This is a genomic window from Mesorhizobium sp. M2A.F.Ca.ET.037.01.1.1 (assembly GCF_003998075.1).
In the GTDB taxonomy this organism is placed as follows: domain Bacteria; phylum Pseudomonadota; class Alphaproteobacteria; order Rhizobiales; family Rhizobiaceae; genus Mesorhizobium.
Window position 1 is genome coordinate 1 of record NZ_RZSA01001853.1, and the last position, 407, is coordinate 407.

Consider the following 407-nt stretch of genomic DNA (forward strand, 5'->3'; position numbering starts at 1 on the left):
GGTGCCCGGTGGCTGGATAGCGATGACCTTGCCGGTATCTGCATCGACTATGACGCGGTTTCCCCTGGCGTCGTAATAGACGTCGATGTTGCCGTCCTGGGCGAGAAGGATGCCGCCGGGAGCGCGGGCCTCCCTTTCCGCGCCGTCGCCACTCGGCGCCGCGAACGCGCCGGAAGACACCAATCCGGCGACAACAGCCGAAAGGCAGACGATCGTGCGCAACATTGTGGCCGACTCTCCGGTCCGTAATTGCCGCCGCGCGGCATGTCCCTTTGTGGCGAGCCCTTCGCCAGCAAACCATTTACCGAGCTTAAGGTTCCAACATGAACCGGGCATGAAGATGGCGGACTGCCGGCTGCTACAGGCCCAATTCCCTGCGTGTCTGTCTCGTCAGCTTGAGGACGACC

The 407-nt window shown here is 63.1% G+C and carries 1 pseudogene; it reads right to left on the reverse strand.

The window, feature by feature from the left end:
* Positions 1–225: pseudogene (locus tag EOA27_RS40160) on the reverse strand (hypothetical protein); the annotation flags it as partial.
* Positions 226–407 lie beyond the last annotated feature (182 nt).